The 16,983-nt window shown below is 72.7% G+C and carries 22 protein-coding genes; 11 read left to right on the top strand and 11 right to left on the bottom strand.

Annotation, left to right across the window (positions count from 1 at the left end):
- Positions 1-4 precede the first annotated feature (4 nt).
- Entirely contained in the window at positions 5-832 is an 828-nt protein-coding gene (locus AB0K28_RS21915) for a MurR/RpiR family transcriptional regulator (RefSeq protein WP_364372800.1), read from the top strand.
- Here AB0K28_RS21915 and AB0K28_RS21910 read toward each other — a convergent pair.
- From AB0K28_RS21910 to AB0K28_RS21890, 5 genes are all read right to left on the bottom strand, one after another.
- Positions 816-1,343 (bottom strand): GNAT family N-acetyltransferase, encoded by a 528-nt coding sequence (locus AB0K28_RS21910; protein ID WP_364372797.1) that lies wholly within the window; start codon positions 1,341-1,343, stop codon positions 816-818. The genes AB0K28_RS21915 and AB0K28_RS21910 overlap by 17 nt on opposite strands.
- Positions 1,344-1,354: 11 nt before the next feature.
- Positions 1,355-1,915 carry an XRE family transcriptional regulator gene (locus AB0K28_RS21905; protein WP_364372794.1) on the bottom strand — a complete coding sequence of 187 codons (561 nt, stop codon included), beginning with the start codon at positions 1,913-1,915 and terminating at the stop codon, positions 1,355-1,357.
- A 28-nt stretch (positions 1,916-1,943) separates the two neighbouring features.
- On the bottom strand, positions 1,944-2,252 hold the full coding sequence (locus tag AB0K28_RS21900) for a DUF6204 family protein (protein WP_364372791.1): 309 nt from the start codon (positions 2,250-2,252) through the stop codon (positions 1,944-1,946).
- Complete coding sequence (locus AB0K28_RS21895) at positions 2,233-2,871, bottom strand: TetR/AcrR family transcriptional regulator (protein ID WP_364372788.1); 639 nt, start codon at positions 2,869-2,871, stop codon at positions 2,233-2,235. Before AB0K28_RS21895 ends, AB0K28_RS21900 begins: the two co-directional genes overlap by 20 nt.
- A 184-nt stretch (positions 2,872-3,055) precedes the next feature.
- The gene (locus tag AB0K28_RS21890) at positions 3,056-3,877 is read right to left on the bottom strand and encodes a nitroreductase/quinone reductase family protein (protein ID WP_345407018.1); all 822 of its coding nucleotides are present in this window, start codon (positions 3,875-3,877) and stop codon (positions 3,056-3,058) included.
- A gap of 294 nt (positions 3,878-4,171) precedes the next feature.
- Here AB0K28_RS21890 and AB0K28_RS21885 point away from each other — a divergent pair, with 294 nt between their 5' ends.
- Both AB0K28_RS21885 and AB0K28_RS21880 read left to right on the top strand, forming a co-directional pair.
- A complete protein-coding gene (locus AB0K28_RS21885; protein WP_364372784.1) occupies positions 4,172-4,618 on the top strand; it encodes a helix-turn-helix domain-containing protein in 447 nt (148 codons plus the stop codon).
- Positions 4,619-4,724: 106 nt separating this feature from the next.
- Complete coding sequence (locus tag AB0K28_RS21880) at positions 4,725-5,588, top strand: aldo/keto reductase (protein ID WP_364372781.1); 864 nt, start codon at positions 4,725-4,727, stop codon at positions 5,586-5,588.
- On the opposite strand, the gene AB0K28_RS21875 is transcribed toward AB0K28_RS21880, so the two are convergent.
- On the bottom strand, positions 5,581-5,709 hold the full coding sequence (locus AB0K28_RS21875; protein WP_364372778.1) for a hypothetical protein: 129 nt from the start codon (positions 5,707-5,709) through the stop codon (positions 5,581-5,583). The genes AB0K28_RS21880 and AB0K28_RS21875 overlap by 8 nt on opposite strands.
- Positions 5,710-5,929: 220 nt before the next feature.
- Here AB0K28_RS21875 and AB0K28_RS21870 point away from each other — a divergent pair, with 220 nt between their 5' ends.
- From AB0K28_RS21870 to AB0K28_RS21860, 3 genes are all read left to right on the top strand, one after another.
- Positions 5,930-6,334 (top strand): helix-turn-helix domain-containing protein, encoded by a 405-nt coding sequence (locus AB0K28_RS21870; RefSeq protein WP_345407009.1) that lies wholly within the window; start codon positions 5,930-5,932, stop codon positions 6,332-6,334.
- Positions 6,335-6,534: 200 nt separating this feature from the next.
- Positions 6,535-7,110, top strand: a complete 576-nt coding sequence (locus AB0K28_RS21865; RefSeq protein ID WP_364372775.1) for an NAD(P)H-dependent oxidoreductase — start codon at positions 6,535-6,537, stop codon at positions 7,108-7,110.
- 59 nt (positions 7,111-7,169) lie between these two features.
- Entirely contained in the window at positions 7,170-7,544 is a 375-nt protein-coding gene (locus AB0K28_RS21860) for a DUF5655 domain-containing protein (protein WP_345407000.1), read from the top strand.
- Between the two features lie 250 nt (positions 7,545-7,794).
- Here AB0K28_RS21860 and AB0K28_RS21855 read toward each other — a convergent pair whose 3' ends face one another.
- Together AB0K28_RS21855 and AB0K28_RS21850 are read right to left on the bottom strand one after the other, a co-directional pair.
- Positions 7,795-9,255 (bottom strand): FAD-dependent monooxygenase, encoded by a 1,461-nt coding sequence (locus tag AB0K28_RS21855; RefSeq protein WP_364372771.1) that lies wholly within the window; start codon positions 9,253-9,255, stop codon positions 7,795-7,797.
- Positions 9,256-9,437: 182 nt separating this feature from the next.
- Positions 9,438-10,046 (bottom strand): TetR/AcrR family transcriptional regulator, encoded by a 609-nt coding sequence (locus AB0K28_RS21850; RefSeq protein WP_364372768.1) that lies wholly within the window; start codon positions 10,044-10,046, stop codon positions 9,438-9,440.
- Between the two features lie 94 nt (positions 10,047-10,140).
- Here AB0K28_RS21850 and AB0K28_RS21845 point away from each other — a divergent pair, with 94 nt between their 5' ends.
- Together AB0K28_RS21845 and AB0K28_RS21840 are read left to right on the top strand one after the other, a co-directional pair.
- On the top strand, positions 10,141-10,878 hold the full coding sequence (locus AB0K28_RS21845) for an SDR family oxidoreductase (protein WP_364372765.1): 738 nt from the start codon (positions 10,141-10,143) through the stop codon (positions 10,876-10,878).
- Positions 10,879-10,918: 40 nt separating this feature from the next.
- Positions 10,919-11,677, top strand: coding sequence for a MerR family transcriptional regulator (locus AB0K28_RS21840; protein WP_364372762.1), 759 nt, complete (start codon positions 10,919-10,921; stop codon positions 11,675-11,677).
- Here the strand turns inward: AB0K28_RS21840 and AB0K28_RS21835 are convergent.
- A complete protein-coding gene (locus AB0K28_RS21835) occupies positions 11,652-11,900 on the bottom strand; it encodes a helix-turn-helix domain-containing protein (RefSeq protein ID WP_364372759.1) in 249 nt (82 codons plus the stop codon). The genes AB0K28_RS21840 and AB0K28_RS21835 overlap by 26 nt on opposite strands.
- Before the next feature lie 56 nt (positions 11,901-11,956).
- Positions 11,957-12,721, bottom strand: a complete 765-nt coding sequence (locus tag AB0K28_RS21830) for an NAD(P)H-dependent oxidoreductase (protein ID WP_345406973.1) — start codon at positions 12,719-12,721, stop codon at positions 11,957-11,959.
- Between the two features lie 72 nt (positions 12,722-12,793).
- Here AB0K28_RS21830 and AB0K28_RS21825 point away from each other — a divergent pair, with 72 nt between their 5' ends.
- The gene (locus AB0K28_RS21825) at positions 12,794-13,813 is read left to right on the top strand and encodes a helix-turn-helix domain-containing protein (protein WP_364372756.1); all 1,020 of its coding nucleotides are present in this window, start codon (positions 12,794-12,796) and stop codon (positions 13,811-13,813) included.
- A 113-nt stretch (positions 13,814-13,926) separates the two neighbouring features.
- On the opposite strand, the gene AB0K28_RS21820 is transcribed toward AB0K28_RS21825, so the two are convergent.
- A complete protein-coding gene (locus tag AB0K28_RS21820) occupies positions 13,927-14,796 on the bottom strand; it encodes an oxidoreductase (protein WP_364372753.1) in 870 nt (289 codons plus the stop codon).
- Positions 14,797-15,036: 240 nt separating this feature from the next.
- Between AB0K28_RS21820 and trpB the strand changes: the two genes are divergently transcribed.
- Positions 15,037-16,194 carry a tryptophan synthase subunit beta gene (trpB, locus tag AB0K28_RS21815; RefSeq protein WP_364373296.1) on the top strand — a complete coding sequence of 386 codons (1,158 nt, stop codon included), beginning with the start codon at positions 15,037-15,039 and terminating at the stop codon, positions 16,192-16,194.
- The gene (gene trpA, locus AB0K28_RS21810) at positions 16,191-16,982 is read left to right on the top strand and encodes a tryptophan synthase subunit alpha (RefSeq protein ID WP_364372750.1); all 792 of its coding nucleotides are present in this window, start codon (positions 16,191-16,193) and stop codon (positions 16,980-16,982) included. The genes trpB and trpA overlap by 4 nt, the downstream gene beginning before the upstream one ends.
- Position 16,983 lies beyond the last annotated feature (1 nt).

Below are 16,983 nucleotides of genomic sequence, written 5' to 3'. Positions count from 1 at the left end.
CAGCATGGAGAGCGACGCGATCGTGGCCAGGCTCAGCGCCGTCTACGCCGAGCTGCCGCCAGGTGAGCGGGCGGTGGTGCGGGTGCTGCTCGACGACCACCCGTTCGCGGCGCTCGGCTCGCTGCGCGCGCTGGCCGAGCGGGCCGGGGTGAGCCCGCCGACCGCGTCACGGCTGTTCGACCGGCTCGGCTACGCCGGCTTCGCCGACTTCCAGACGGCTGTACGCGACGGCGCCAGAGACCGCTCACGCCTGCTCGAATACGTCACCCGCCCCGAAGACGAGCCCCCGGGCGAGCTGGGCGAGGCGGCCGAGGAGCTGCGCGCCGGCCTCGACGGCACCCTGGCCGCCGTCCCCGCCCAGCTCTGCCATCGCGCCGCGGGAGTGCTGGCCGAGGCCAGGACCGTCTGGGCGCTCGGCGGGCCGCTGAGCGAGCTGGCCGCCGACTACCTCATCCGCCAGCTCGCGGGCCTGCGCCCCGGCGCGCACCGGGTGCCCGAGCCGGCCCACGCGCGCGCACGTACCGTGCTCGACCTGGGCGCGGCCGACCTGGTCGTGGCCTACGACTTCCGCCGCTACTCCCCCGCCACCGCCCGTTTCGTGCGGGCCGCGCGCGGTCGCGGCGCGCGGCTGATCCTCGTCACCGACACCTGGGGCTCGCCGCTGGCCGCCGAGGCGGAGCTGCTCATCGCGCTGCCGCGCGAGGCCGCGGGGCCGATCGCGCCGCTCACCCACGAGATCGCGGTCACCGAGCTGCTGCTCGTCGCCACCGCCGCCCGCCTGGCCCCGGCCGATCGGCTGGCCGACCTCGACGCGCTCACGCAGTCGCTGTGAGCCGCTTGTAGAAGAAGCTGCACTCGCGCAGCGTGCCGTCGGGCGAGCCGGCGTAGTCAGGGACGCTGCCGAAGCGGGTCCAGCCGCAGGTCAGATAGACGTGCTCGGCCGCGCTGCCGGTCTCGGTGTCGAGCATCAGCAGGTCGAGGCCGGCCGCCGACGCCTCCCGCTCGGCGACGGCGAGCAGGGCGCGCGCGTGGCCGCGGTTGCGCGCCTCGCGGTGCACGATGAGCTTGATGATCTCGCCGCGGTGGCGGGAGTTCGCCTTCGGCGAGGGGACGAGGCCGACAGTGCCCACGACGGCGCCGTCCTCGCGGCAGGCCCACACGATGAGCTCCCCGGCGGCGACGGCGGGGGCCTGCGCGCGCCACCAGGCGGCGGCGTCCTCGATGTCGAACGGCGTGACGAACCCCAGCGAGAAGCCGCCGTCCACGGCGTCGGCCAGCAGCGCGGCCAGCTCCTTGACGCAGGTCTCGAACGCGGCCGGGGACAGGCGGGTGATCGTGCGCATGCGGGCTCCTCCTAGGGCAGGACGACGAAGATCGCGTACCGGACCGGGCCGGGGCCGGGGCAGCGGAACCTGGACGGCCCCCACAGGCGGAAGCGCAGGCAGTCGCCGGCCTCCACGGCATGCGTACGGCCGTCGAAGGTGATCTCCACCGACCCCTCCAGCACCCAGATGTGCTGCTCAAGGCCAGGGACGGGCGGCGCGTCGTAGGCGATGTCGGCGCCCGGCCGCAGCCGCCCCTCTACGACCTCGCCGCGCAGCCCGGGGTGAGGCGGCGAGACGGAACGGCGCACGAACCCGGATGTTTCGTCCCGCCACACCTGCTGCGCCCCGGCCGCCACGACCTGCGGCGGCTCGGTTTCGACCTCGGCCAGCAGCCGCGACATCGTCCGCCCGTGCACCTCGCACAGCTTGCCGAGCAGCGCCGCCGTCGGGCTGATCTCGCCGCGCTCCAGCCGCGACAGCGTCGAGCGGCTGATGCCCGACCTGCTCGCCAGCTCCTCGAGCGACCAGTCACGCTCGATGCGCAGCTGGGCGAGGCGGTCGGCGAGCCGGCTCTCCACATCCTCTCTCATATCCGGGATGTTATCCCAGATCTGAGAATCAGCGCCGGCGGATCTTGATGTCGCGCATGTCCGTCACGCCGATGCGCAGCACCTCGTACGGCTGCCCGTACGCCTCCAGCGCCGTCATCGCCCCCAGCGCCGCCTCGTCATCGCCGTCCTCCGGCTCGGCCGGCACCTGGCAGCGGAAGGTGAACACCGACACGCTCTGATCGTGGGTGAAGGTGCCCGCCTCGGTGAACGCCGTCCCGGCCGCCGCCCGCACCGCCTCCCGCCCGGCGTCGTCGAGCCCCTGGAACTTCCCGCTGATCGTCACCCGGAACATCACGTCACTCCCCTCGTACGGCATAGGCCAGCACCTTCTCGCCGAGCACGCTCTCGGCCGCGTCCAGCAGCTCCAGCACGGCCTCGGCGATGGCGTCCGGCCGCTCGCCCGCGGCCGTGCGGCGGCCGATCTCGCTCAGCGCCAGCGCGTGCAGGCTGCCGATGTGCCAGGCGACCACGCGGGGCAGCGGATCATCCGACCCCTCGCCGCACTCCTCGGCCAGCAGACCGGCCAGCTCGCCGGTCATGCGCCGGCCCAGGTCCTCCAGCCGCGCGGTCAGCGTGGGCGCGGCCCGCATCATCTCCAGCACCCGCCCGAACCCCGGCGTCAGGCCCACCCGGCGCTCGCGCTCGCGCACCTCCTGCCGCAGCCGCGCCAGCACCGCCCCGGCCGCCGACTCCCCGGGCGCGCGCCCGGCCACGATGTCGGCCAGCCGGCGGGGCGAGGCCTCCTCCGGCGGCAGCACCAGGTCCTCTTTGGCCTGGAAGTAGTTGTAGACGGTGTTCACCGACACCTCGGCGGCGGCCGCGACCTCGGCGATCGTCACGTTGTCGAAACCGCGCTCGACGAACAGGCCGACGGCCACCTCGGAGATGTGCTGCCGCGTGCGGCGCTTCTTCCGCTCGCGCAGTCCTTCAGTCATGCCGCTGGAGCGTACTGTAAAGTTGCAATCCACTGCAATTTTCATCCGCGCACGCTGAAGGGGGCACGTGATCAGCGGTGAGAGAGGTCGGCTACGCCGAAAGCTGTGGCGCCGGGCCCGGACGCAACGTCAGCATACGTCCGGCGTGTCCCTCATGTCACAAGCGGCACGCCGGACGTCCGCGTCAGTTCAGCAGCGCGACGAGCTGCTGCTCCTCGTAGTCGAGATGGGCCTCCAGCTCCTTGGTGAGCCGGTCCACACCCGCGATCAGGTCGGCGGGCGCGACGTCGTCGGCCGACAGCAGTGACTTGAGCTCCTCCAGCAGCCGCGCCACCACCTCGTGCTCGGCCCGCAGCCGCCGCATCGCGGGAGCCAGCTCCGGATACTGCCGCTCCAGGCCGGGGAACAGGCCGTTGTCCTCGTGCGAGTGGTGCATGTGCAGCCCCGCGCACATGGTCAGGCAGTTGATCCGCAGCTGCGCTGCCAGGCGCGGCCCCGAGGCGGCGGCCTCCCTGCGGATCAGGGCCAGCTCGCGGCGGAAGGCGTCGTGGATGTCCTTGAGCGCGTCGCCCATGCGCCGCCCGGCCGGCGGCCCGAACTCGGCCTGCACCAGCGCCACCACCGGCAGCGTGCGGCCCGAGCGCTCCTCGTAGGCGGCCCAGCCAGGGTCCATCTCGACGGCGCGGGCGAACACGCGGTCGCGCTCCTCGCCCTCCAGGACCACGGCGTCGGCCGCGTACGTGAAGATGCCGTCCTCCACGGTGACCCGGGGGTCGGCGCGCAGGTTGTGGTACCAGGCCGGGTGCTTGGGCGAGCCGCCGGCCGAGGCGATGACGAGCACACGGTCCTCGTCGGGAAGGTAGCCGAGCGGGGTGGTGTGCGGGGCGCCGGACTTGGCGCCGACGGTGGTCAGCAGCAGTAGCCTGCCGCCCTCGAAGGGGCCGCCGACCTGGCCGCGGTTGGCTCGGAACTCGTCGATGACCTGCTGATTGAAGTTTTCCGGCATGCTGAAAGAAGGCTCCCTGATGATCGGTGTTTTGGACATGCTTCGACCCGCGCGGACATGCCGGCGCGCGGGTGCTTACGACACCGCAACAGGCATGGGAAGACGCACGGGTGCGGTGTGCTCAGGCACGACCGATGGTGTGAGTGTCCACGGCGTCATCCCCCTTGATTCGGCGCCTCCATGCCTCGACCGTCCTCCCGGCCGGCGACACGCGACGCGACCGCCATTACGCCCATATCGGCCGGAGTCTGTCAACCGATCCCGATCATCGGGAGCCTGAGTACAGTAATGAAAGTGAGTAAGACCGATCAGGACGAGCCGGCCTGCTCCATCGAGCGCAGCCTGCAGATCCTCGGCGAGCGGTGGACCCTGCTGATCCTGCGCGAGATCTTCCGCGGCAGGCACCGCTTCGCCGATATCAGAGACTCCCTGGGCATCGCGCCCAACCTGCTCAGCGCCCGGCTGAAGACGCTGGTCGCGGGCGGGGTGCTGCGGACGTACACCTATCAGGAGCCGGGCAGCAGGCAGCGCCGCAGCTACCACCTCACCCCGGCCGGCGCCGACCTGCGGGTGGTGCTGGGCGCGCTGCAGCAGTGGGGCGACGAGCACCGCCCGCGCCCGTCCGGGCCATCGGCCCTGCGCAGGCGACGCTCCACCGGCGAGCCGGTGCACGTCGCGTTCATCGACGGCGAAGGCCGCGAGGTGACCGGCGAGGACGTGGTGATCGACCTCCGGCCATGATCGGCGGCATGGCTTTGCCCGAGGTTGAGATACGGCGCGGCCCCACGGGGCAGGCCCACCCAGCACGCCTGCGGCCTCGGCGGGCCAGCGGAGAAAGGAAAGCGCCATGACCTCTGTGCGGGCCGACGCGTCCGGCCAGTTCACGATCGAGAACGTTCTTCCCGTCAACCGGCTCGGTTACGGCACCATGCAGCTCACCGGGAAAGGGGTGTGGGGGCCTCCGGCCGACGAGGACGAAGCCGTCCGCGTGCTGCGCCGCGCGGCCGAGCTCGGCGTCACGCTCTTCGACACCGCCGACTCCTACGGCCCGCTGGTCGCCGAGCCGCTGCTGCGACGGGCCCTCGCGCCGTACGACGAGAGCGTCGTCATCGCCACCAAGGCCGGGCTCACCCGCCAGGGCCCCGACCAGTGGACCCCCGTCGGCCGGCCCGCCTACCTGCGCCAGCAGTGCGAGATGAGCCTGCGCATACTCGGGCTCGAGCGCATCCCGCTGCTCCAGCTCCACCGCGTCGACCCCGAGGTGCCGCTCGAGGACCAGGTCGGCGAGCTCAAGGCGCTCCAGGACGAAGGCAAGATCGCCCACATCGGCCTGTCGGAGGTCAGCGTCGAGCAGATCGAGCAGGCCCGCGCCGTCGCCCCGATCGCCACCGTCCAGAACCTCTACAACCTGGCCGACCGCTCCGCCGAGAGCGTGCTCGACCACTGCGAGCGCAACCAGATCGGGTTCATCCCGTGGTTCCCGCTGGCCACCGGCGGGCTGGTCAAGCCGGGCGGGCCGCTCGACGCGATCGCCTCGCGGCTCTCGGCCACGCCGTCGCAGCTCGCGCTCGCGTGGCTGCTGCGCCGCTCCCCGGTGATGCTGCCGATCCCCGGCACCTCCTCGATCGCCCACCTGGAGGAGAACGTCGCCGCCGCCGGCCTCGAGCTGACCGACGACGACGTCGCCGAGCTGTCGGCCGCCGTCAGCTGACCGAGCCGATCCGGCCCGCACGTCCGGCGAGCACCGCCGCACAGGCGGCCACCGGCGCGGCCCTGGCCGCCCTCCCCCAGCCGCCCCAGCACGCGGTGGCCGCCGATGTGCGCCGGGTCACCGCGGCTCGGCACCGGAAGATCCTGCACGATCCGTCACCTCTCTCGAGCTCGGGCGGTGGCCTCGCGGCACCATCGGCCGGCGCGGCGGCGCCGGCCTGGGGTCGGGACGGTCATCGCGGGCTCCTCGGTAAGTCGCCTTCGACCCCTGATGTACTCTTCGACGGCCGGTAACAGCAACGTGACCAGGTCACTTACGGGTGACGCGGAAACGGGGGGCCGATGTCGCATCAGCGCGAAGCCGACAGGGTGCTGCGTTCGCGGGGCAAGGCGTGTCTCGACCACGATCCCGACGTGCTGCGGTCCGTCCTGGACCGGGTGGCCGATCGGTGGAGCCTGCTCCTGATCGGGCTGCTGGAGGAGAGGCCGATGCGCTTCACCGAGCTGCTGCGGGTCGCGCCCGGCATCTCGCGCCGCATGCTGTCGGTGACGCTGCGCGGCCTGGAGCGTGACGGGCTGGTCAAGCGAGTGGCCTATCCGGAGATCCCGCCCAGGGTCGAGTACGAGGTCACGCCGTTCGGGCGCAGCCTGTCGGAGCCGGTGCTGGCACTGGCCCGCTGGACGCTCGACAACCAGGACACCATCCGCGCCAACAGGGACGCCTTCGACGAGGCGACCGGCGACTGAGCCTGTTACGCCCGGGTGACCACGGTTCTGTTGAAGTAACCGATCACCGGCCTGTAGTCAGTAGTGCGAGGTCGGCGCGGCGCATGACGCCCACCTCGACCTGCGACGTCTCCCCCCGCCACCGCCCTGCCTCCAGGGCCGCTCCGGCTACGCCGCGTCACGGGCCGCTCGCACATCGGAACCTTCGAAAGGACCCCGTGATGACCCGTATCGGCATCATCCTCGGCAGCACCCGTCCCGGCCGCAACGGCGAGCAGGTGGCGCAGTGGGTGCTCGAGCACGCCTCCCGCCGCCCCGACGCCACCTTCGAGATCGTCGACCTGCTGCACTACCCGCTCCCCCACCTCGACGAGCCCATGCCACCGGCCTACGGCCAGTACCAGAACGAGCACACCAAGGCGTGGGCGGCCAAGATCCGCTCGTTCGACGGCTTCGTCATGGTGACGCCCGAGTACAACCACTCCACCTCGGGGGTGCTGAAGAACGCCATCGACTACCTGTTCGCCGAGTGGAACAACAAGGCGTTCGGCATCGTGTCGTACGGCAGTGTCGGCGGCGCCCGCGCGGCCGAGCACCTGCGGCTGATCGGCGGTGAGCTGAAGCTCGCCGACGTGCGGACCAACGTGACGCTGTCGCTGTTCGCCGACTTCGAGGGCTTCACCAAGCTCGCGGCGGGCGAGCACCAGGTGGCGGCCTTGTCGACCATGCTGGACGAGGTGCTGGCCTGGAGTCGCGCCCTCGCCCCGCTCCGCCAGGCCGCGCGACCTGCCGCCTGACCCGCTGTCCGCCCTGGCCGGGCCCCCGCCGGCCGGGGCGGGATGTGCAAAAGTGAATCATGAGCGATTCCACGTGGACGATCGACGATCACCTGGCCGGCAAGCCCGACGAGTCCGTGGCCTTATATCGCCGCTTCATCGACCTCGCGCAGGGCTTCGGGCCCTTCACCTACGCCGTCTCCAAGAGCATGATCACCCTCAAGGGCACCCGCCGCGGCTTCGCCGGTGCCCGTCCCGACGCCCGGGGGCTGCGTGGCTACATGGACCTGCAGCGCGTCGTCGAGGACCCGCGTTTCACCAGCGTGTCGCCGTACACGAAACGCCTGTTCGTCCATGCCTTCCGCATCACCGGGCCCGAGCAGCTGGACGAGGAGTTCGCCGGGTGGCTGCGGGAGGCGTACGACGTGGGGCAGGGTCGCCACCTGCTCACGTGAGGCACGTCAGGCGCGGCGAGGGAAACGTTCCCGCCCTCATCTGAGTTGCAGTTCTCAACTCAGCTCGCGGAGCGGACCATGGACGCCCTGCTCGCCGGCCGCGCCGAGGTGCCGGCCGGCGAGCGCGGCAGGAACGCCAAGGCCGCCCTGCCCCAGCCGGCCGGCGCCTGACCGGTTTCCGCCGGCCGGCCCTACGGCTCGTCCCTGTCGTTCAGCCACCCGGACGGCGACGGCTGGGTGCCGCAGGAGGTCACCACCCGGCTTCCCGGCCGGGTGCGACGGGCGCGCCGAACCAGCGCGCGAGGCAGTTGTCCAGGTCCCGCTGGTCGTCGCCGATCCAGGCGACGTGGCCGTCCGGGCGGAGCAGGACGCACGGGGCGTCCAGCGCCGCCCCCGGATCCGTGAGCTGATCGACGCGGTCCGACCAGGGGCCGGTGGTGAGGCGTTCCGTGCGGTCGAGCAGCAGGCCGCGGCCCTGACGCAGCAGGGGGTAGAGGCGGCCCCGCTTCAGCTCCAGATCGGGCAGGCGGCGGCCGAGCAGGCCGGGGCCGGGGCCGAAGTCGTAGCGGACGGCGAGGCCGGTGATCTTCTCGATGAGGTGACGGTTGACCTCGTCGAAGGCCACCAGCTCGGTGAGCAGCCGCCGCACGGCGCGCGGGCCGGGCTCTGGGGAGGCCAGCTCCGCCTGGGCGCGGGTGTTGTCCAGCACGTCGGCGGCCACCGGATGGCGTTCGGCGTGGTAGGTGTCGAGGAGCGGGTCCGGCGCCCAGCCGCGGATCCGCGCCGCCAGTTTCCAGCCGAGGTTGACCGCGTCCTGGACGCCCAGGTTGAGTCCCTGCCCGCCGAACGGCGGATGGATGTGCGCCGCGTCCCCGGCCAGCAGCACCCGCCCCACCCGGTAGCGGTCGGCGAGGCGGGTGGCGTCGCCGAAGCGGGACAACCAGCGCGGCGCGTGCACGCCGAAGTCGGTGCCCGCGACAGCACGCAACTGCCGCCGGAAGTCGTCGAGCGTGGGCGGTTCCGACCGGTCGCTGACGTCCGCCGCCGGGACGACGACGCTGTACGTCGCGCCGCCGCCGAAGGGCCTGATCCAGAAGGGCCGGTGGGACCCGGCGACCGCGGCGACCGTGGCGGCGATCTCCTCCTGCGGCACGCCGGCCTCCATCTCGCCCATGAGCGTGTCGTTGCGCGAGGGCTCGCCGGGGAAGGCGACGCCGAGCCGCTTGCGTACGGTGCTGCGCGCCCCGTCACAGCCGACGAGGTAGCGCGAGCGCACCCGCTCGCCGCCGGACAGCTCGACGGTCACGCCATCGTCGTCCTGCTCGAAGCCGGTCACCGCGCGCCCGTGCCTGACGTGGGCGCCCAGCGCGACGGCGTGCTCCTCCAGCAGGCGGTTGATGACCGGTTGCGGGATGCCGAGCAGGTAGGCGTACGGGGAGTCGAGGCCCTCGGGCTGGGGCGCGGGGATGGCGGCGAAGAAGCCGGCCGCCGGGCGGCGCCGGCCGTGCGGGAGCAGCCGGTGGAGCAGGCCCCGCATGGCCATCAGCTCCAGGCTGCGGATGTGCAGGCCGACGACGCGGACCATCGATCCGGGTTCGGTGTCCTGCTCCAGGACGAGGACCCGTACGTCGTGCAGCCGCAGCTCGGCGGCGAGCATCGCGCCGGTGGGCCCGCAGCCGGCGATGACGACGTCGTAGGGGGAAGCGTGCATGGGTGGTGCCTTTCGGGAGTGCCTTCGGGGCGGCGCTCCCGGCGGCACCTACGTCGGCCGCCCGACCGTGGCGGGAGGGCGGAGCGCCCACGTCGCTACAGCGTTCATGGGTCTCACCTCCTCCGGCCGGGTCACGGTCACCGGCACGCTACAAGCCAGGCAACCGGCCCGTCCAACGCTTTTCACGACAGCGGCCAGGTGCGCAGCGCGGCGTCGGCCATCGCCTGCAGCTCGTCGCGGCCGACGCCGCTCGCGGCCTGCACGGCGATGCCGAAGGCCAGGGCCGTGACATAGCGGGCGAGCACCGTGACATCGGTCTCCGGCGGCAGGTCGCCCTCCTCGACGGCGCGCTGGAACCGGTCGCGCACGCGGCAGCAGCCGTCCTCGCGCCAGGCGACCAGCAGCTCGCGCACCTCGCGCCCCGAGTCGCTCGCCGCCAGAGCGCCCTGGACACCGAGGCAGCCCGGCGGGCCGGCGGAGCGGGTGGTGGTGCGGACGGTGCCGGCCAGGATCGAGGTGGCGACGCCGAGCGCGGTCGGCTCCTCCAGCGCGCGGGTGAGGTAGCCGCCGGGGCCCTCGGTGTAGCGCTCCAGCGCCTTGCGGAACAGCTCCTCCTTGTTGCCGAAGGCGGCGTACATGCTGGTGGTGGAGATGCCCATCGCCTCGGTCAGCCTGCTGAGGCTGGCCCCCTCGTAGCCGTGCTCCCAGAACACGAGCATGGCCCGCTCGAGTGCTTCGTCGGCGTCGAACGCGCGTGGCCGGCCGATGGGGCCGCTCTGCCTGGTCTCCACACGAGCAGTCTACCCCTTTTGTATCGATCGCTTCAGAAGTGCTACCGTGCGAGTTCCGCATCGATTGATGCGGAAGTATGAGGAGGTCATAGGCATGAAACTGCTTGAAGGCAAGACCGCGCTCGTCACCGGCGGCAGCACCGGCATCGGACGGGCCACCGCCGTCCGGATGGCGGCCGAGGGCGCCCACGTGTTCGTCACCGGCCGCCGCAAGGCCGAGCTTGACGCCGCCGTCGCCGAGATCGGCGACGCCACCGGAGTGGTCGGCGACATCGCGAACCTTGCCGACCTTGACCGGCTCTACGAGGCGGTCCGCGCGCGGGGACGCGGCCTGGACGTGCTGTTCGCCAACGCGTCGGTGGCCGAGTTCGTCACGCTTGAGCAGACCACGGAGGAGCATTTCGACCACATCTTCGGCATCAACGTCCGGGGTATGGTGTTCACCGTCCGCAAGGCGCTGCCCGTGCTCAACGACGGCGCCACGGTGATCCTGAACGGCTCGACCAACGCGGACTCGGGCGCGGCGGCGTTCGGCGCGTACGCGGCCAGCAAGGCCGCCACCCGCTCCTTCGCCCGCACCTGGGCCAACGAGCTGAAGGAGCGCGGCATCCGGGTCAACACCGTCACGCCGGGCCCGATCCTCACGCCGGGCCTGTCGGGGCTGACCGACGACCCGGAGGGGTTCGAGCGGAACATGGCGGCGCAGGTGCCGCTGGGCCGGCTCGGCAGCCCGGACGAGGTCGCCGCCGCCGTGCTCTTCCTGGCCAGCGGGCAGAGCAGCTTCGTCACCGGATCCAACCTGTACGTCGACGGCGGCCTCAACCAGATCTGAGCTTGACCTTGACGCCACGTCAACGTCTTAACTAGGGGGTATGCGGATCGGAGAGCTGGCCGCGCTGCTCGGGGTGACCACCCGGACGGTGCGCCATTACCACCACCAGGGCGTCCTGCCGGAGCCGCCGCGCCTGGCCAACGGCTACCGCGAGTACGGCATGCGCGACGCCATCGCCCTGGCCCGCGTACGCCGGCTGGTGGGGCTCGGGCTCAGCCTCGACGAGATCCGCGACGTCATGGCCGAGGAGCGCTCCAGGGAGCTGCCCGAGATCCTCGCCGAGATCGACGCCGACCTGGCCGCGCAGGAACGCGACATCCGCCTGCGGCGGGCCAGGCTGGCGGAGGTGCTGCGCCGGGCCGAGGATGGCACACTCGGCCCGGACGACACCGCGTCCCCCGACCTGGTGTCGTTCCTCAAGGTCATCGACGTGCCGGCCTCGGCGTCGGCGGCCTGGGACCGCGACCTGCTGGTGCTGGTCGACAGCGCCTCCAAGACGCCGGACGGGCGCGCGTTCACCGTGCTCGACGCGCTGGCCGCCGACCCCGAGCTGACGGCGCGCGGCCACGACTTCTACCGCAGGCTGGACGAGCTGGCCGGCGCGGAGCCCGACGACCCGCGGGTGGGGCCGATGGCCGAGGAGCTGGCCGCGTTCAGCCTGGACCACGTGCTGGCAGGCCAGACGCGGGACGGCTGGCGCGCCGACGCGGTCGAGCCGTTCCTGGACGGCCTGGCCCCGGCCCAGGCGGAGGTGATCCGCCGCGCCATCCGCCTCATCGGCGACCGCCTGCCCCGCTGAAGGCGTTCCGGTACGCCGACGGCGACGTGCGCATGATGGCGGCGAAGTGGTGGCGGTAGGTGACGGCCGTGTCGGAGCCCACCGCCCTGGCGACCTTCTCGATCGGCGTGGCCGTCGTCTCCAGGAGGGCGAGGCTCGCCTGGACGCGCTGCTGGATCAGCCACCGGATCGGGGTGGTGCCGGTGGCACGGGCGAAGTGCCGCGGGTAGGTGCGGGCGGACATGTGGGCCTGCCCGTACCTAGCCGCTCGACGGTGATCGCCTCGCCGACTGCTGAGGGTCAGGCCGTGTGCGCCCGCAGCCCGGTCAGGTCAGGGGCCACCTCCGGCCGGAGCACGAGGTTCCCGTCGTAGTCGCCGCCGTTCTGCGTCCGGTACGGGATCGGCTCGGTCTCCGGGATGGCGAGCAGGCGTTCGGTCAGCTCCTTGGCCGCCGTCCGGCCCTCGCCGGGCGTGAACCGGTCGGCGCCGAAGATCAGCACCGGGGGCAGCACCTGCGCGCCCGCGTAGAACAGGGTCCCGTGCTGCAGCGGGAACAGCAGTTCGTCGACGGCGCCGTGGATGCCCCGCGCGCCGTAGAACCAGCCGGGCCCGCCCATGGTCACCACCGCCATCGCGCGCTTGCCCGCGAGGAAACCGTCGCCGTAGCCGATCCACTCGCCGTCCGGGCCGCGCAGCCCGTACGCGTAGCCCTGGTGCCAGACCCGGTCGAACCAGCCCTTGAGGATGGCGGGCATCCCGAACCACCACATCGGGAACTGGACGACGAGCGTGTCGGCCCGGTCGATCTTCTCCTGCTCGGCACGGATGTCGGGGCTCAGCGCGCCGCTCTCGTACGCCTGCTTCGCGGCGGCGGCGACCTGGAACCGCTCGGCCGGGTCGTGGGCGTAGCCGGCGGGGTCGACGACGGGGTTCCACCCCATCGCGTACAGGTCCGACACCTCGACGCGGTGGCCTTCCGCGCGGAGGGCGCGCTGCCCCTCTGCGGCAAGGTGGCCGTTGAGCGAGCGAGGTTCGGGGTGGGCGAGGATCCAGAGGACGTTCATGGCGTCCATGCTGGTCGTGCGGCGCCCGCCCGCACGACTGGCCTGATGGACAACATGTGCGAAGATCGGGCCATGTCCGTTTTCTCCGGAGATGGGCGGCACCGGGTGGCCGTGCTGGCCCGTGACCGGGCGCTCTCCTTCGAGCTCGGCATCGTCCACCGGCTCTTCGGCCAGGCGCGCTCGGCCGAAGGCGTCGCGCTGTACGAGGTCGTGACCTGCGCGGCCGAGCCCGGCGAGCTGCGTACCGACGGAGACTTCACCCTCACCGTCGCGCACGGCCTCGAAGCGCTGGCCGAGGCCGGCACCGTCGTCGTGCCGGCCTCCCTGAACGACTTCGAGCACGACGACTTCGAGAACGACTTCGAGAACGACTTCGAGCGCCCGGACGAGCCGCTCGATCCCGCGATCGTCGCCGCGCTGGAGCGGATCCGGCCCGGCACCCGCGTCGCGGCCATCTGCACGGGTGCGTTCGTGCTCGCCGCGGCCGGTCTGCTGGCCGGGCGGCGGGCGACCACGCACTGGCGCTCGTCCGCCCGGCTTCGCGAGCGTTTCCCCGACGTCGTCGTCGACCCCGACGTGCTCTACACCGACGACGACGGCGTCCTCACCTCGGCGGGCGGGGCGTCGGGCGTCGACCTGTGCCTGCACATGATCCGCACCGACCACGGCGCGGCCGTCGCCAACGACGTGGCGCGGGGCTCCGTCGTCCCGCCGCACCGCGAGGGCGGGCAGGCGCAGTACGTGCGGCGGCCGATGCCGGACCCGAAGATCTCCTCGACCGGCCGGGCGCGCCGCTGGGCGCTGACCAACCTGCACCGGCCCATCACGCTGCGCGAGCTGGCCGCCCAGGAGGCGACGAGCACGCGCACCTTCACCCGGCGCTTCCGCGACGAGATCGGCACCTCGCCGGGGCGGTGGCTCACCCGGCAGCGCGTCGAGCGGGCCTGCTCGCTGCTGGAACGCACCGACCTGCCCGTCGACGAGATCGCCGTCGCCGCGGGCTTCGGCACCGCCGGCTCACTGCGCCTGCACATGAAGGCCGAGCTGGGCGTCTCCCCCACCGCCTACCGCGCCACCTTCCGCGGCCCCTGACCGGTGCTCACGGCGCGCCCGCCAGAGCACGTGCCAGGGCCCGCGGTTACTCGCCGACCCGTTCGAGCCAGGACCCGCTCCTGCGGGCTCGCGTGCGAAGGGCGCGCTGGTCCCTAGCCGCTGAGGCCGTTCAGGCGGGTGAGGTCGTCGGCGGTGAGGCGCAGAGCCCCGGCCGCCACGTTCTCGGCCAGGTGGTCGAGGTCGCCGGTGCCGGGGATGGCGAGGACGTGCGGGCCCTGGGCGAGCGTCCAGGCCAGGCGGACCTGGGCGGGTGACGCGCCGTGGGCGCGGGCGACCTCCTCCACGGCCTCGTGCTCGCTCGTCCCCGTCCCCGACTCGCGGCCGGAGCCGGCGATCGCGAAGAAGGGCACGTACGCGATGCCCTGCTCGCCGCAGCCGCGCAGCAGCTCGCGCTCCTGTGCGGGGGCGCCGACGCCGAAGGCGTTCTGCACGCACACCACCGGCGCGATGGCCAGGGCCTCGGCGAGTTGCTCCGCCGTGACGTTGGAGACGCCCAGGTGCCGGATGAGCCCGGCGTCGCGCAGCTCGGCCAGCGCGCCGAAGTGCTCGGCGATCGAGCCGTCCTGCGCGCTCGGGGGTACGCGCAGGTTCACCACGTCGAGCCGGTCGCGGCCGAGCGCCCGCAGGTTGTCCTCCACCTGGCCACGCAGCTGCTCGGGCGTGGCCCACCACCATTTGCCGTCCGGGTGGCGGGCCGGCCAGACCTTGGTGGTGATGACGAGATCGTCCGGGTACGGGGCCAAGGCTTCCCTGATCAGGTCGTTGGCCGCGAGGTCGCCGGTGAAGTAGAAGGCCGCGGTGTCGATGTGGTTCACGCCGAGCTCGACGGCCCGCCGCAGCACCGCGATCGCCTGGTCACGCCCGCGCTGGTCGGACCCGAAGGCGACCCGCCCGGCCAGGCGCATCGCCCCGAAACCGATCCTGTTCACGGTCAGGTCGCCGAGCCGCCACGTCGCACTCATCTCAATCTCCATCAGAGAGGGTTCGCCCGGTTTCCGGGCACAAAAAAAGCCTCCTCGCGGCGGGCGAGGAGGCTGACAGGTGCTTGATCAGCATACCAGTCCCCCAGGGGCCGGTGGCGCGTCCCGTGGGTTCCATGCCACACTCACTGTTATAGAACTCTCGGAGGAGTTCTATAACGAGAGGAGTTCGGCATGGACGACGTGCTGCCCTGGAGAGACCCGGCCCCGCCCGGCACGACGATGAAAGAGCCCCAGGAACGCGGCAGGTTCGGCGCGTACGGCGGCAGGTACGCCCCGGAGTCCCTGGTGGAGGCCTGCCGCGAGGTGGACGAGGCGTTCCGCGCCGCCTGGGCCGACCCCGGCTTCCGCAACGCGCTGGCCACACTGCTGGCCGTGCACGCCGGCCGCCCCACCCCGCTCACCCCCGCCGCCCGTCTGTCGGACGAGCTGGGCGTGCGGCTCTACCTCAAGCGCGAGGACCTCACCCACACCGGCTCTCACAAGATCAACAACGTGCTGGGCCAGGCGCTGCTGGCCACCCGCATGGGCAAGACCAGGCTGATCGCCGAGACCGGCGCGGGCCAGCACGGCGTGGCCACCGCCACCGCCGCCGCGCTGCTCGGGCTGCGCGCCACGGTGTTCATGGGCGCCCGCGACATCGAACGCCAGGAGCTGAACGTCTTCCGCATGCGCGTACTCGGCGCCGAGGTGGTGCCGGTGACCACGGGCAGCCGTACGCTCAAGGACGCCACCAGCGAGGCCATGCGCCACTGGGTGGGCACCACCGGCGACTCCCACTACTGCATCGGCTCGGTCGTCGGGCCCGACCCGTACCCGTATCTGGTCAGGGAGCTGCAGCGGGTCATCGGCGACGAGGCGCGCGCCCAGTGCGCCGCCGAGCTGCCCACCGGCGTCCCCGAGCACGTGGTGGCCTGCGTCGGCGGCGGCTCGAACGCGGCCGGCACGTTCGCCGGGTTCGCCGACACCTCGGCGCGGCTGGTCGGCGTGGAGGCCGAGGGCGGCGCGGGAGCCGCGCGCGGCCGGCTCGGCGTGCTGCACGGCGCCCGCTCGCTGTTCCTCCAGGACGGCGACGGGCAGATCACTGAGGCGCACTCCATCGCCGCCGGGCTCGACTACCCCGGCGTCGGCCCCGAGCACGCCCACCTGCGCGACCTGGGCAGGGCCCGCTACGTCACGGTGACCGACGAGGAGGCGGTCGCCGCCGCCGTACGGCTGGCGCGCACCGAGGGCATCCTGCCCGCGCTCGAATCGGCGCACGCCCTCGCCTGGATCATCCGCGCGGCCGCCGACGGCGACCTGCCGGCCGGATCGACGGTGCTGATGACGCTGTCCGGGCGCGGCGACAAGGACATGGCGACGTTGAAGGAGCTGCTGTGAACGACTCCGTCCTGGTCTCCGGAGCGGTCGAACGCCACCTGCGGGCCGCCCGTGACACCGGCCGCGGCCTGCTCATGCCGTACGTCACCGCCGGCATCACACCTGACTGGACCGACTACCTGCACGCCTTCGCCGAAGCGGGGGCGGACGCGATCGAGGTCGGCCTGCCCTTCTCCGACCCCACGCTGGACGGCCCCACCATCCAGCAGGCGAGCCAGACCGCGCTGGCCAGAGGCGCGAACACCCGCGGCATCCTCGCCGTGATGCCCGACGTGGGCGTGCCCCTGGTCGTCAGCACCTACTACAACCTGGTGCTGAACGCCGGTCCCGAGCCGTTCTGCGCCGCGCTGCGCCAGGCGGGCGTCGCCGGCCTGATCGTGCCCGACCTGCCGGTGCACGAGGTGGACGAGCTGACCGACGCAGCTACGGCGACCGGCATCGAGCCCGCCCTGCTCGCCTCGCCGACCACGCCGGAGCCGAGACTGGCCGAGATCGGCGCCCGCAGCCGCGGCTTCGTCTACGCCGTGTCGCTCATGGGCACCACCGGTGAGCGGGCCACGCTCGCCGGCTCGGCGGAGCGGCTCGCCGCGCGGCTCAGGCGGGTCACCGACCTGCCGGTCTTGCTAGGATTCGGCATCTCCACCCCGGACCAGGCCCGCGAGGCCCGCCGGCACGCCGACGGCGTGGTGGTCGGCGCCGCCGTCATGCGGCGGGTGCTCGACGGTGCGGGGCCGGATGACCTGCGGGCCTTCGTCACGAGCCTGCGGGAGGCCCTCGACCAGGAGTGAT

The organism is Nonomuraea sp. NPDC049504, assembly GCF_040676845.1.
GTDB classification, from domain to species: Bacteria; Actinomycetota; Actinomycetes; order Streptosporangiales; family Streptosporangiaceae; genus Nonomuraea; species Nonomuraea salmonea.
This window is presented reverse-complemented; position numbering and strand designations above follow the sequence as displayed.

What these genes read in the sequence shown, in the direction of transcription:
- AB0K28_RS21825 (WP_364372756.1), top strand. Translation starts at nt 12,794, where the DNA reads ATGTCCGTTTTCTCCGGAGATGGGCGGCACCGGGTGGCCGTGCTGGCC.
- AB0K28_RS21905 (WP_364372794.1), bottom strand. Translation starts at nt 1,915, where the DNA reads ATGAGAGAGGATGTGGAGAGCCGGCTCGCCGACCGCCTCGCCCAGCTG.
- AB0K28_RS21870 (WP_345407009.1), top strand. Translation starts at nt 5,930, where the DNA reads ATGTCGCATCAGCGCGAAGCCGACAGGGTGCTGCGTTCGCGGGGCAAG.
- AB0K28_RS21895 (WP_364372788.1), bottom strand. Translation starts at nt 2,871, where the DNA reads ATGACTGAAGGACTGCGCGAGCGGAAGAAGCGCCGCACGCGGCAGCAC.
- AB0K28_RS21820 (WP_364372753.1), bottom strand. Translation starts at nt 14,796, where the DNA reads ATGAGTGCGACGTGGCGGCTCGGCGACCTGACCGTGAACAGGATCGGT.
- AB0K28_RS21910 (WP_364372797.1), bottom strand. Translation starts at nt 1,343, where the DNA reads ATGCGCACGATCACCCGCCTGTCCCCGGCCGCGTTCGAGACCTGCGTC.
- trpB (WP_364373296.1), top strand. Translation starts at nt 15,037, where the DNA reads ATGAAAGAGCCCCAGGAACGCGGCAGGTTCGGCGCGTACGGCGGCAGG.
- AB0K28_RS21890 (WP_345407018.1), bottom strand. Translation starts at nt 3,877, where the DNA reads ATGCCGGAAAACTTCAATCAGCAGGTCATCGACGAGTTCCGAGCCAAC.
- AB0K28_RS21865 (WP_364372775.1), top strand. Translation starts at nt 6,535, where the DNA reads ATGACCCGTATCGGCATCATCCTCGGCAGCACCCGTCCCGGCCGCAAC.
- AB0K28_RS21900 (WP_364372791.1), bottom strand. Translation starts at nt 2,252, where the DNA reads ATGCCGTACGAGGGGAGTGACGTGATGTTCCGGGTGACGATCAGCGGG.
- AB0K28_RS21835 (WP_364372759.1), bottom strand. Translation starts at nt 11,900, where the DNA reads ATGTCCGCCCGCACCTACCCGCGGCACTTCGCCCGTGCCACCGGCACC.
- AB0K28_RS21830 (WP_345406973.1), bottom strand. Translation starts at nt 12,721, where the DNA reads ATGAACGTCCTCTGGATCCTCGCCCACCCCGAACCTCGCTCGCTCAAC.
- AB0K28_RS21915 (WP_364372800.1), top strand. Translation starts at nt 5, where the DNA reads ATGGAGAGCGACGCGATCGTGGCCAGGCTCAGCGCCGTCTACGCCGAG.
- AB0K28_RS21840 (WP_364372762.1), top strand. Translation starts at nt 10,919, where the DNA reads ATGCGGATCGGAGAGCTGGCCGCGCTGCTCGGGGTGACCACCCGGACG.
- AB0K28_RS21860 (WP_345407000.1), top strand. Translation starts at nt 7,170, where the DNA reads ATGAGCGATTCCACGTGGACGATCGACGATCACCTGGCCGGCAAGCCC.
- AB0K28_RS21855 (WP_364372771.1), bottom strand. Translation starts at nt 9,255, where the DNA reads ATGCACGCTTCCCCCTACGACGTCGTCATCGCCGGCTGCGGGCCCACC.
- AB0K28_RS21880 (WP_364372781.1), top strand. Translation starts at nt 4,725, where the DNA reads ATGACCTCTGTGCGGGCCGACGCGTCCGGCCAGTTCACGATCGAGAAC.
- AB0K28_RS21845 (WP_364372765.1), top strand. Translation starts at nt 10,141, where the DNA reads ATGAAACTGCTTGAAGGCAAGACCGCGCTCGTCACCGGCGGCAGCACC.